This window comes from Cryobacterium sp. TMT2-14 (genome assembly GCF_004402465.1).
In the GTDB taxonomy this organism is placed as follows: Bacteria; Actinomycetota; Actinomycetes; order Actinomycetales; family Microbacteriaceae; genus Cryobacterium; species Cryobacterium sandaracinum.
The window spans coordinates 42,439-54,242 of sequence record NZ_SOFV01000044.1 but is presented as its reverse complement, the minus strand read 5'-3'; the positions used below and the strand labels follow the sequence as shown (position 1 = coordinate 54,242).

The 11,804-nt window shown below is 68.5% G+C and carries 10 protein-coding genes, 1 tRNA gene and 1 pseudogene; 7 read left to right on the top strand and 5 right to left on the bottom strand.

Annotated elements, in window-relative coordinates; translation table 11 throughout:
* A pseudogene (locus tag E3O28_RS15945) lies at positions 1-426 on the bottom strand (hypothetical protein); the annotation flags it as partial.
* A 106-nt stretch (positions 427-532) separates the two neighbouring features.
* On the opposite strand from E3O28_RS15945, the gene E3O28_RS15940 reads away from it, so the two are divergent.
* Positions 533-1,549 (top strand): magnesium and cobalt transport protein CorA, encoded by a 1,017-nt coding sequence (locus tag E3O28_RS15940; RefSeq protein ID WP_104099581.1) that lies wholly within the window; start codon positions 533-535, stop codon positions 1,547-1,549.
* Here the strand turns inward: E3O28_RS15940 and E3O28_RS15935 are convergent.
* The gene (locus E3O28_RS15935) at positions 1,527-2,546 is read right to left on the bottom strand and encodes an adenosine deaminase (RefSeq protein WP_134342416.1); all 1,020 of its coding nucleotides are present in this window, start codon (positions 2,544-2,546) and stop codon (positions 1,527-1,529) included. The two genes, E3O28_RS15940 and E3O28_RS15935, sit on opposite strands and share 23 nt — an antisense overlap.
* A gap of 133 nt (positions 2,547-2,679) precedes the next feature.
* Between E3O28_RS15935 and E3O28_RS15930 the strand changes: the two genes are divergently transcribed.
* Both E3O28_RS15930 and E3O28_RS15925 read left to right on the top strand, forming a co-directional pair.
* Positions 2,680-6,561 (top strand): AAA family ATPase, encoded by a 3,882-nt coding sequence (locus tag E3O28_RS15930; RefSeq protein WP_241973170.1) that lies wholly within the window; start codon positions 2,680-2,682, stop codon positions 6,559-6,561.
* Positions 6,554-6,835, top strand: a complete 282-nt coding sequence (locus E3O28_RS15925; protein ID WP_104099579.1) for a hypothetical protein — start codon at positions 6,554-6,556, stop codon at positions 6,833-6,835. The genes E3O28_RS15930 and E3O28_RS15925 overlap by 8 nt, the downstream gene beginning before the upstream one ends.
* Before the next feature lie 450 nt (positions 6,836-7,285).
* On the opposite strand, the gene mscL is transcribed toward E3O28_RS15925, so the two are convergent.
* From mscL to E3O28_RS15910, 3 genes are all read right to left on the bottom strand, one after another.
* Positions 7,286-7,723, bottom strand: a complete 438-nt coding sequence (gene mscL, locus E3O28_RS15920) for a large conductance mechanosensitive channel protein MscL (protein ID WP_104099578.1) — start codon at positions 7,721-7,723, stop codon at positions 7,286-7,288.
* Between the two features lie 78 nt (positions 7,724-7,801).
* The gene (locus tag E3O28_RS15915) at positions 7,802-8,191 is read right to left on the bottom strand and encodes an FmdB family zinc ribbon protein (protein ID WP_134416785.1); all 390 of its coding nucleotides are present in this window, start codon (positions 8,189-8,191) and stop codon (positions 7,802-7,804) included.
* 86 nt (positions 8,192-8,277) lie between these two features.
* Positions 8,278-8,856 carry a 5-formyltetrahydrofolate cyclo-ligase gene (locus tag E3O28_RS15910; RefSeq protein WP_134416783.1) on the bottom strand — a complete coding sequence of 193 codons (579 nt, stop codon included), beginning with the start codon at positions 8,854-8,856 and terminating at the stop codon, positions 8,278-8,280.
* A 34-nt stretch (positions 8,857-8,890) separates the two neighbouring features.
* On the opposite strand from E3O28_RS15910, the gene galU reads away from it, so the two are divergent.
* The 4 genes from galU (at position 8,891) to E3O28_RS15890 (ending at position 11,749) form a co-directional block, all read left to right on the top strand.
* Entirely contained in the window at positions 8,891-9,784 is an 894-nt protein-coding gene (gene galU / locus E3O28_RS15905; protein WP_104099575.1) for a UTP--glucose-1-phosphate uridylyltransferase GalU, read from the top strand.
* A 56-nt stretch (positions 9,785-9,840) separates the two neighbouring features.
* Positions 9,841-10,500 carry a GNAT family protein gene (locus tag E3O28_RS15900; protein ID WP_104099574.1) on the top strand — a complete coding sequence of 220 codons (660 nt, stop codon included), beginning with the start codon at positions 9,841-9,843 and terminating at the stop codon, positions 10,498-10,500.
* A 72-nt stretch (positions 10,501-10,572) separates the two neighbouring features.
* A complete protein-coding gene (locus tag E3O28_RS15895) occupies positions 10,573-11,595 on the top strand; it encodes a hypothetical protein (protein WP_104099573.1) in 1,023 nt (340 codons plus the stop codon).
* A gap of 81 nt (positions 11,596-11,676) precedes the next feature.
* Positions 11,677-11,749 (top strand) — tRNA-Ala (locus E3O28_RS15890).
* Positions 11,750-11,804: the final 55 nt, after the last annotated feature.

Genomic DNA, 11,804 nt, shown 5'->3' with positions numbered 1-11,804 from the left:
GGCGGCGCCCGCGGCGGCGCCCGCGGCGGCGCCCGCGGTGGGGGCCGGCAGGCTGGCCAGGGCGGTGAGCTCCGCCTGCCCGAGCGCGACCGCATCGAACCCGGCCCGGGAGACGTCCGCGACGCTCTCGATGTCCACCCCGACCGGGCCGAGGAAGGTCAGGGCGAACGCGACGCACCCGACGGCGCGACTGAGGCTGACGTGCAGCGGGCTGGTCCCCGTCCCGGCCCCGGACGACACCGCCACCAGCGGCCGGCCGTGGTCCCGGCCGCCGCAGTGCGGACAGTCTCGCTCGATGCGCACGAGGCGCGAATCAACGCCGAGCGCCCAGGCAGCCGCGGCCGCCAGGAACCGCCGGTCGTCGGCATCCGTGGACCCGCGGGGAGCGACGACGATGAAGACGTCGCCGGCTCGCTCAGGGTTCACGACCCCCAACCTACCTTCCCCGCCGGTGCCCGGTCAGTGCGCGAGCCCGCTCAGCGGGCGGCCCGTCCGGTGCGACACTGGTAGCTGTTAGCTAAGGAGAGCGCGCGTGGCACTGATCGACAACGCTGTATATGTGAAGGGCCGCCGGGCCGCGAACCCGACGACGCTCGACGAGACCTATGAGGTGATGAAGGCCCACCAGGGCTTCGCCTGGATCGGGATGTACCGGCCCTCACCCGACGAGGTGCGCTCGGTCGCGGCCGAATTCAGCCTGCACCACCTCTCGGTCGAAGACGCGCTGAAGGGCCACCAGCGGGCGAAGCTGGAACGCTTCGACGACATCCTCTTCGTCGTGCTGCGTCCGGCCCGCTATCTCGACCAGGAAGAACGCGTCGAGTTCGGCGAGCTGCACGTTTTCGTGGGCCCGGACTTCGTGGCCACCATTCGCCACGCCGAGTCGCCCGACCTCGCGCAGGTGCGCGAGCGCATGGAAAAGACGCCGGAGCTGCTGGCCCTCGGGCCGGAGGCCGTGCTCTACGCCATCCTCGACCAGATCGTCGACGAGTATGGGCCGGTCGTCGCCGGGTTGGAGAACGACATCGACGAGATCGAGGACCAGCTCTTCGACGGCGATCAGGCCGTCGCCCGGCGCATCTACGACCTCTCCCGGGAGGTCATCGAGTTCCAGCGTGCGACGCAGCCGCTCGTGGGCATGCTGGAGTCGTTGCAGAAGGGCTTCACCACCTACAACGTCCCCGCGGAGCTCAGCCACCACCTGCGTGACGTGCTCGACCACACCCTTCGGGTTGTCGAGCGCGGCGACGCGTTCCGCCAACTCCTCGACAATGCCCTCACTGTGCACAGCACCCTTGTGACCCAGCGCCAGAACGAGGAGACCCGGCGGTTGTCCGAGACCAGCCTCGTCCAGAGCGAAGAGGTCAAGAAGATCTCGAGCTGGGCGGCCATCCTCTTCGCGCCCACGCTCGTGGGCACCATCTACGGCATGAACTTCACCCACATGCCCGAGCTCACCTGGGTGTTCGGCTACCCGTTCGCACTCGCCCTCATGCTCGCGATGGGCGTCGGCCTCTACGGCGTCTTCAAGAAGAACGGATGGCTGTAGCCGGCGCCGGCTGGGCAGCACGCCAGGCATCGACCTCGGCAGTCAGGGCCGCCTTCTCCCCGTTCGTCAGGAACGACGCCTCGATCCCGTTCCGGGCGAGCAGGGCCAGCCGGTCCGGTCCCAGGCCGAACTCCGCATCGACCGCGGCCAGGTTGTCGTCGATGTAGCCGCCGAAGTAGGCCGGGTCGTCGGAGTTGATGCAGGCGAGCAGCCCGCGGTCGAGCATCCGCACGATGGGGTGGTCGGCGAGGGTGTCGATCACGCGCAGTCGCACATTCGAGAACGGGCAGACCGTGAGCGGGATGCGGTCCCGCACAAGCCGGTCAAGCAGCACCTCGTCTTCCAGGCTGCGGATGCCGTGGTCGACGCGTTCCACCCCGAGCAGGTCGAGGGCCTGCCAGACGTAGTCGGGCGGTCCTTCCTCGCCCGCATGCGCCACCAGGCGCAAACCGTTCTCGCGGGCCAGAGCGAAGACCTCGGTGAAGAGCTCCGGGGGATAGCCGACCTCGGCCGAGTCCAGCCCGATGCCATCGATCGGCACCCCACCGGCGAGAATCTCTCGCAGGATCTGCAGGGCCTCGGCGGGTGGACGGTCCCGGAGGAACGTCACGATCAGCTTCGTGCTGATGCTCCACTCGTCGACCGACCGGTCCAGGGCGTCGCGCACCCCCGCCAGGGCGGTGACCAGCGGGACGCCCCGGCTCGTGTGCGCCTGCGGGTCGAAGAAGAGCTCCGCGTGCCGCACCCCGGCCGTGCGGGCGCGTGCCAGGTAGGCGCGGGTCAGGTCGGTGAAGTCGATCCGTTCGCGCAGCACGTCCAGGGCCCGGTAGTAGAGGTTCAGGAACGACTGCAGGTCGGCGAAGTCGTACTGGGCGCGCAGCTCCGCCAACGACGCCCACGGCAGAGTCACCGCGTTCCGCGCGGCCAGCTCGAAGAGCAGCTCCGGTTCGAGGGTTCCCTCGATGTGCAGGTGGAGTTCGACGAGGGGGAGTTTCATTGCACCATTCTCGCCGAGGCGAGCCGAATCGCTGACGGCCGCACGCGCATCCGGAAGCCCCTTTTTGAGACAATTCGGGGCTGAATCCGCGCAATTCCGGGCCGCCTGCCGGGGAATCGGAGGGATTTGGCTTATGGTGTCGAGTGTGTGGCGCCTCGATAAGAAACTAGATGACGACGGCATCCTGACGGAGATTCAGGATGCTTCGCCCACCGACCCGCACGATTCCGCGGCTCCGCACGCGGTCAGCTTGGGCGATCCGTCCCTCACCGTGGGCAATGTGGCCGACCCGGTCTGGCAGCGCTGGCGCGACGAACTCGCCGAAGTAGGCGGGCGTTCCCCGCTGCTGCACTTCAGCGACGGACCCCGCACGCGGATCGAACTGAGCGCCACCCATCCGGGCGGTCTGCCCCAGTTCATCACCGGCAAGACGGCTCTGCTCTCCAACCTGATCCGCGACGAGCTGGCCCTGCGCAACGCGCGGCTGGCGGCTGGCGAGATCACCCAGAAGGGCATCGAACTGCGCTCCATGCGCGGCATCGAATCGGTGCACCTGGCCATCGGCCTCGCCGAGTGGCGCCACAACGATGTGGACTACAGCGCTCCCGTGCTGCTGCGCCCCCTCGCCATCCGCCGCTACGGCCGCGATTTCGAACTCAAGCTCAAGGGCCAGCCGTTCCTCAACCCGGAACTGGCCCGCGCGCTGAAGGACCAGTTCGAGATCGTTCTGGATGCGGATGCGTTCGTGGCGTTGGCCGTCACCAACGGCGCCTTCAAACCGCAGCCCGTGATCGACCGGTTGCGCGGCCTCACCTCGCACCTGCCCTGGTTCAACGTGGTACCGCGCCTCGTGGCCTCCGTGTTCGCCGACGTCGGCCGCGCTCTCGCCGCCGATGCGGCCAACCTGGACCATCCGCTGCTCGACGCGATCGGTGGCAACACCAACGCCCGGCGCGCCATCGAGACCGCGTACAACCCGGTCGTCCCGCTCGGCCAGGATTCCCGGCCACCGGCCACCGACATCCTTCTGCTTGACGCGGACTCCGAGCAGGAGAACGTCGTCGCGCAGATCGCGGCCGGCAACTCGCTCGTCGTGAAAACCCTTCCCGGCACCGGCGGCACGCAGACGATTGTGAACGCGATCGGCTCGCTTATCGCTCAGCACAAGCGCGTGCTCGTCGTCAGCGCCCGCCGCTCCAGCCTCGACGGTATCGCGCACCGCTTGGTGCAGGTCGGGCTGCCCGGGGTCGCCGTGACCCCCCGCACCCTGCGCCGGGACCTGATCCAGGCGATCACCCGCAACGAGAAGGCCACCCAGCCCATGGTCGGCGACGTCGACGACGCGCTCGTGCGCCTGCGCAAGGTGCTACTCGACTACCGGTCGGCGCTCACCCGCCGCGACCCGGCGCTCGGGGTGTCCGTTCTCGACGCCCTCGGTGAGTTGGCACGCCTCGCGCAGCTGCCCTCACCTCCCTCGACCACGGCCAGGCTCGACCGACGCGCGCTCGAACGCCTGGCGCAGGGTCGGCCGGCCGCCGCCGCCACCCTGATCAAGGCGGCTGCACTCGGTGAATTCCGCTACGGACCGGGCGACTCGCCCTGGTACGGAGCCTCCTTCTCCTCCACCGCGGACGCCTCGGCGGCGCACCAGCTGGCCAAACGGGTCAACCAGATCGAACTCCCGCGCCTGCTCGAGCGTGCCGCCGGACTCGTCGGCCAGACCCGACTGCGACCGTTCGAGACCATCGCCGAGCTCGGCGTCTACCTGCGGCTGCTGCTCGACATCCGGGAGACGCTCGACAAGTTCCAGCCGGCCGTCTTCGACCGGTCCCTGACCGAACTGATCTCCGCGACCGCGTCCCGCCGGGAGTCACCCGAGATGACCGGCGCGAACCGTCGCCGTCTGCGCAAGCTCGCTGTGGAATACCTGCGCCCCGGCGTGCACGTGAGCGACATGAACGAGAGCCTGCGCCGCATCCAGCAGCAGCGCACCCTGTGGCAGCGCTTCGTAGTCGCCGGCGTCACTCCCGAGGTGCCCGTGGGCATCTCGGATGTGCACGTGGCCTACCAGCGCGTCTCGGAAGACCTCGCGAGCCTCGACATTCCGCTCGGAGCGGCCGGAACCACGCGTCAGCTGTCGAACCGCCCGGTGAAGGAGCTCATCTACACGATCTCCGGCCTGGCCGCCGAGAGCGAGGTGCTGGCGAACCTACATGAGCGCACCGCGCTGCTCGCTACCCTGCGCGAACACAATCTCGACCCGCTGATGACCGACCTGGCCCAGCGCCACGTGTCCGAGAGAGACGTCGCCGACGAGCTCGAACTCGCCTGGTGGCAGTCCGTGCTCGAGACCATGCTCAGCGGCGACAAGGCCCTCCTGAACGCCAACACGCAGGTTCTCGACCGGCTCGAGGCCGACTTCCGCCTGGTCGACGAGGCGCACGCCTCGACCACCGGGCAGCTCCTCGCCTGGCTGCTCGCCGAGACCTGGAAGATCGGCGTCGTCGACTGGCCCGAGGAGGCCGACAACCTCAGGCGCCTGCTGCGCGCCGACCGGGCCACCCCCACCCGCCTGCACAAGGCCGCCCCGCACCTGGGCCGCGTGCTCGCCCCGGTCTGGCTGGCCTCGCCCTACGAGGTGGCGGCACTCGCCGACCAGATGAGCTTCGACACCGTCCTGCTCGTCGACGCCGGCGCCACCACTCTGGCCGAGAACGTCGGCGCCATCCGTCGCGGCCGGCAGATCGTCGCGTTCGGCGACCCGGTCACGCAGACACCGTCGTCGTTCGAGACCGGCATCACGGCCGCCGCCGACGACCGCGTCGAGCAGGAGACCAACGTCGACGCCCTGCACGCCGACTCGGCCCTGGCCCGCCTCGGCGAGCTGCTGCCGACCCTCACCCTGACCCGCAGCTACCGCGCTGGCGGCGAAGACCTCGCGGAACTCGTCAACCACCGTTTCTACGGCGGGCGCATCGACTCCCTGCCCTGGGCGGGCAGCTACCTCGGGCACGGCAGCCTCACCATCAACTACGTGGCCGGCGGGCACGGCATGCCCGACGCCGACTCCGGGGCCGTGGAAAGCGTCGACGCCGAGGTGGCCAAGGTCGTCGAACTCGTCATGGACCACGCCGTCAAGCGCCCGAAGGAATCACTCATGGTCATCACGGCCAGCGCGCGGCACTCCGTGCGTGTGCACCAGGCCGTGCTGTCCGCCTTCTCCAAGCGTACCGACCTCTCCGACTTCATCCTGAAAGACCGGGCCGAGCCATTCACTGTGCTCACCCTCGAGCAGGCCGTGGCGCAGAGCCGCGACCGGGTGATCTTCTCCATCGGCTACGGCCGCACCCCGCACGGCCGTCTCCTGACGAACTTCGGTTCGCTCGGTGAACCGGGCGGCGAGCGGCTGCTGGCCATCGGCATGACCCGGGCCCGCCGGGCCATGGACATCGTTTCCTGCTTCCGCCCCTCCGACATCGACGAGGATCGCCAGCGCCACGGCATCCTCGCGCTCTCCCAGGTGCTCAGCGAGACCGAGGCGCGCCGCAACGAGGCCCAGGTTCCCGACGCGAGCGAGGCGATGCTGGTCGACCTGGCCCGCCGCCTGGAACGCCTTGGCCTCACCGTGTCGCTCGGCCACCGCGGCAAGCTGGCCCTCGCCGGCTCGCACGCGGGCCGTGCCGTCGTCGTCGAAACGGATGCCGTCGTCGGCCGGTCGAGCTTGCGCGAGTCCCTGAGGCTCCGCCCCGAAGTGCTGCGCCGCCTCGGCTGGCACTACCTGCGGGTGCACAGCTTCGAACTCTTCAGCAACCCGGACGCGGTGGCCGCCCGCGTGGCGGCACTCGTCGGCCTGTCGGTGCCGCCGGCGGCTGCCGGATCCTCCGCGCATGGCTCGGCCGCGCCTGGTACGACGGGGCGTGGTTCGACGGCGCCTGGTTCGACGGCGCCTGGTTCGTCGGGGCGTGGTTCGACGGGGCCTGGTTCGTCCGGTCCGGTGCGCCGACCTGGTGCCTGAGCGCGACGTACCCGAGCGGGATGGTCTCGACAAGCTCGACCACCGGGATAAGGTCGGCCACCGGGACGCATCCGTCGTTCCCCGGCAGTCCGTCGTCAAATCGGCCGGCACGTCCCGGCGTGCTCGGCTGACGCCCGCGCCCGACACCGACCCCGATCCGCACCCACCGGTTCTGCGCGAGGAGGGCGGCATCGTGCCCGCCGATCCCGCCGGACCGGGCACCCGCGGCGTCAACGACGAACGGCTCCGTCAGGACCGCCCGCCGCACTGGTAGCCGAAGGGACGGAGTCGGTGACTGCCGTGGATGAGTGAGGCCGCATCGTCGTGGGCGATGGGCCCGCCGAGCCCGCGTGTGTGTGTGTGTGGCTAACTCAGGACATCCGTCGGCCGCATTCACCAGCCGCCGCGGAGCAGTGCGGAACCGGCGCGGATGCCCGACCCGGCCGGAGGGATCTCCTGAGTTGGCCACAACGCCTGCCCGCTGTGCAGCAGCGCTTGTGCCGCTCGGTATCCACCACGCGCTCCGCCCGCGGCCCGAACGAATTCGACGGAGATTCTGCCCGTATCGTCCGGAAACAGGCCGAAATCCCGCTCAAACGTCAGAATCTCCGTCGAATTGGTTCGACCCCGGACACGGCCTTCCGCCTGTACTGAGCAGCGTCAACGGGGGCCGGTCAGAATTGGCTTGCCGGGAGCGATAACCAATCGATGAGGCCTCACTCATCTAGAGCGTGTGCTTCGGACCCTGGTCGAGTGTCGCGCCGGCGGCCAGCAGGTCCCGGATCTCGGTCAGGAGGTCGAGTTCCGTTGTGGGGGCGGCGGCATCGGCGGTGGAGGGAATTCCGGCTGCACGGCGACGCTCCTGCGTGTGCTTGAGGTGGTTGAGCGGCATCACGAAGACGAAATAGACGACGGCCGCGACCAGCAGGAAGTTGATGGCTGCGGCGAGGACGAGACCGAACGACAGGCCGCCCCCGCCGGGAAGGCCGATGACCATTGCCTCCGTCAGGCTCTCCGAGTCGAAGATCGCCGCGATCAGCGGGTTGAAGATGCCCGTGACGATCGCGCTGACCACCCCGGTGAACGCCGCGCCGATGACCACGGCGACAGCAAGCTCAATGACGTTGCCGCGCATGATGAATTCTTTGAAGCCCTGGATCATGGTGATACTCCGGTGAGGTCTCGGCGCCGGGACAGGCGAGTGGTGTGCTGAGGTGCTGAGGCGGTGAGGTGCTGGGGGCTAGGAGGCCTTCGCGGCGGACGCGGGCGTGTTGCTGGTGCTGGTGCTTGCGACTTTCGTCGGGCCGGAGCTGTCTTTCGCGGGGGCCGCGGACTTCTCGCTGGAGGAGCCGGAACCGGTGCTGGAGCCGGAATCGCCCGACTTCGCGTCTGAGCTCTTATCTGACTTTTTGTCTGGGGTCTTCGACGAGCGCTCGAGCGAGCGCTTCGCATCCGATCGGGCGTCGTTGCTGTAAAAGCCGGAACCGCTGAAGGTCACGCCGATCGACGAGAAGACCTTGCGCAGCTTGCCGCCACAGGTCGGGCACGTGGTGAGCGAGCTGTCGGTGAATGCTTGCTGGATGTCGAACGCGGTGTCGCACTCGGTGCAGCGGTAGGAATAGGTAGGCACTGGAACTCCGATGGGGGACCGGCCCGTGGGCCGGAATCTCCGATTATGAAATGGCTTTCGTTGAACAGGAAGTAGGGGAGGGCCGATCAGAACGCGATGATGCGCGTGGGGGTGACCAGGCCGTCGACTGGCTGGTCGTGAACCTCGCGGGGCACCTCGTCGACGAATTCGTTGTCGAAGACGACGGCATACACCGGCGGGCACTTCTCCATCGAGCCTAGGGTCTTGTCGTAGTAGCCGCGACCCCAGCCCATGCGCAGGCCGGTCGCATCGACGGCGGCGGCCGGCACGATGATGAGGTCAACGTCGTTGATCGCGATCGGGCCCAGCAGGCTGCCGCCTGCCTCGGGGGCGCCCGAGAGACCCTCGAATTCGGTCTGGTCCTCGCCGACGGTCCAGTCGAGGAGTCCGTCATCGCGGGACACCGGAAACAGCACCCGGATGCTTTGGGCCTCCGCCCAGTTCACGAACGGGCGGGTGTCCGGTTCGTTGCGGGAGGACAGGTAACAGGAGATGGACCGGGCCGACAGATCCAGAGTGATGCTCTGCAGATTCTGAGTGAATCCGGCCGTCGCGGCCTCCCGCTCGACCGAGGTCAGGTTCTGGCGGCGCTCCCGCAACTCGGCGCGAAGCGCGCGCTTTCGGTGACCGATATCGGAATCCATATATCTCATCCTAGATGCCGATATCGTAGGGACCATGGGGACACCAATTACCAAAGCCGTCATTCCAGCTGCAGGACTGGGCACTCGTTTTCTTCCGGCCACCAAGGCCATGCCGAAGGAGATGCTGCCGGTCGTCGACAAACCGGCGATCCAGTACGTGGTGGAGGAGGCCGTGGCCGCGGGCCTGACCGACGTGCTGATGGTCACCGGGCGCAACAAGAACGCGCTGGAAAACCACTTCGACCGCATGACCGAACTCGAGGCGATCCTGAAGAAAAAGGGCGACCACAGCCGACTGGAGAAGGTCAACCACGCCACCGACCTGGCCGACATCCACTACGTTCGCCAGGGTGACCCGCTGGGCCTCGGCCACGCGGTGCTGCGGGCCAAGATGCATGTTGGCAACGAACCGTTCGCGGTGCTGCTCGGTGACGACATCATCGACGCGCGCGACCCGCTGTTGTCGAAGATGCTCGCCGAGCAGAGCACGCGCAATACCAGCATCATTGCCCTGATGGAGGTGGAGCCCTCACAGATCCACCTTTACGGGGCGGCCGCGGTCGAGGCCACCGACGACCCCGACGTGGTGCGGGTCACCGGGCTGGTCGAGAAGCCCAGCACCGAGGATGCCCCGTCGAACCTGGCCATCATCGGCCGCTACGTGCTACGCCCCGAGGTCTTCGAGGTGCTCGAGCGCACCCAGCCGGGCAAGGGTAACGAGATCCAGCTCACCGACGCGCTGCAGGAGATGGCGCTGAACCCGGTCACCAGCGGCGGCGTGTACGGGGTCATTTTCCGTGGCCGCCGCTACGACACCGGCGACCGCCTCGACTACATCAAGGCCATTGTGCAGCTTGCCGTCGACCGCGAGGACCTCGGACCGGACCTGCGGCCCTGGCTGCACGAGTTCGTCGCCACTCTCGACTAAAACACGCGCGGTAGATTAAGGGAACACCATTTCGGCATTGAGTAGACGGGCACACTGTGGCGATCGCAATACCGACGCTTCATGAGGGTCCCGTCACACTGCGACCGATCCGATTGCGCGACGACCGCAACCTCGACCGTTCCCTGATGGAGAACCGGGGCTGGCTGCGCACCTGGGAGGCCACCAGCCCCTATGCGCCGATGTCCTTCGACACCCGCGCCAGCATCCGCAGCCTGCTTGCGCACTCTCGTGCCGGCAGCGGGCTGCCGTTCCTGGTCGAATACCAGGGCGAGCTGGCCGGCCAGCTCAACGTGTCGTCGATCACCTGGGGCTCCCTGTCGTCGGCCACCATCGGCTACTGGGTGGGCGAGGAATTCGCAGGGAAGGCGATCACGCCCACAGCCGTAGCCCTGGCCACCGACTACTGCTTCGGCCAGCTCGGGCTGCACCGCATGGAGATCTGCATCCGACCCGAGAACGTGCCCTCGCTGCGGGTCGTGGAGAAACTCGGCTTCCGCTACGAGGGTCTGCGTCGCCGGTACATTCACATTAACGGCGACTGGCGCGACCATTTTTGCTTCGGGCTGGTGGCCGAAGAGGTGCGCCAGGGCGTGCTGCACCGCTGGCAGTTCGGCCAGGCGCCGGCCGACGCCGCCCGGGTGACGGACGTCGATCGGGCCGCGGCCGCGCATCCGTTGACGGTGAGTGACCGATGAGTGCAAGAATTGCCCGTGACACACCCTCGATAATCATCACCGCATGGCTACGGCCCTCTTACCTTAGAGATTATGAGTAGCGAGATCCTGGGCGGGGGAGTGATGATTGCGGTCGCGGCTGCCCTGTGGGTGACCTACCTCATGCCGACCTGGGCGCGCCGACGCCAGTACCTCACCACCGAGCGCAACGCTGTTCGCTTGCAGCAGACCATGCGCATTCTGGCGGAGACGTCCGAGGTGCCCCAGCAGGTGCGGCTCGAAGCGAATGCCCGAACCGTCCTGACCCAACGCAAGCTGCTGGCCCAGGCCGAAGACGATGCCCGAGCCGAGGCGAAGGCGGTGACGGATGCCGCCGCGTCCGCCCGGCGCTCCGCCGCGGCCCTGGCCGCCACAAACCGCGCCGCTGCCGCCCGAGAGGTCGCTGCCCAGGCTTCCGCAGTGCGTGCCGGCGCAGTGGGCGCCGGGGTCGTGGCCAGATTGCCGGGTCGCGCTCGCGCTCTGCGTCTGCGCCGGGTGCGAGCGCTGACCTCCCTGATCCTGCTCGGGGGCATCCTCTTCTTCGTCTCCGGGGTTCTCGCGGTGGCAGCGGGCGGAGCCTGGACCGCAGTCCTCGCCGGCCTGGCTACGGTCGCGCTCGCTGTCGGGGCGCTGTCGCGCCTCGCCCGCACATCTCGCCGCGCCCACCAGCACGCTGCCGCCGCGAATGGCTCAGAGGTCAGCTACCCCTCCGCCCGTGTCGGGCAGGCCTTCGAGTCCGTGCACCTCGAGGAGACGCCGGTCGTCGCTCCGAGCTGGACGCCGTTGCCGCTGCCTCGGCCGATGCACCTGTCGCGCGGATCCGTCGCCCAGGCGGCGATGGCATCCGTGGATGCCGCCGCCGAGCTGCGGAAGGTAGCCGCAGAGGCGGAACTCGCCCGCCGGGCCGCGGCGCTCGAGGTGGCCGTCACCCCGCTCACGCGTGCGGCGCCCGGTCGCGAGAATGCTCCGGCTGTGCCCGCAGCGAGCCGGTTCGCGTCGATGGGGGTCGTCGGAGACACCGCTCCCGGCATGAGCGACCTCGACGACGTGCTGCGCCGTCGCCGCGCCGTCGGCTGACCGAACCCGGGCACATTCGGGCTCTAGCGGGCGGTTCGGCGAAACTCGGTCGCCGCGCGTGATATTCTGCATAAGCGGTTAGGGGCTATGGCGCAGTTGGTAGCGCGTCTCGTTCGCAATGAGAAGGTCAGGAGTTCGAATCTCCTTAGCTCCACCGAGATAGTGACAATCGTCAGTCGCAGGCCCCTGGGAAACCGGGGGCCTTCTTC

Excerpts from the sequence above, each read along its gene's own strand:
- E3O28_RS15935 (WP_134342416.1), bottom strand. The coding sequence starts at position 2,546 with ATGAAACTCCCCCTCGTCGAACTCCACCTGCACATCGAGGGAACCCTC.
- E3O28_RS15930 (WP_241973170.1), top strand. The coding sequence starts at position 2,680 with ATGGTGTCGAGTGTGTGGCGCCTCGATAAGAAACTAGATGACGACGGC.
- mscL (WP_104099578.1), bottom strand. The coding sequence starts at position 7,723 with ATGATCCAGGGCTTCAAAGAATTCATCATGCGCGGCAACGTCATTGAG.
- E3O28_RS15910 (WP_134416783.1), bottom strand. The coding sequence starts at position 8,856 with ATGGATTCCGATATCGGTCACCGAAAGCGCGCGCTTCGCGCCGAGTTG.
- galU (WP_104099575.1), top strand. The coding sequence starts at position 8,891 with ATGGGGACACCAATTACCAAAGCCGTCATTCCAGCTGCAGGACTGGGC.
- E3O28_RS15895 (WP_104099573.1), top strand. The coding sequence starts at position 10,573 with ATGAGTAGCGAGATCCTGGGCGGGGGAGTGATGATTGCGGTCGCGGCT.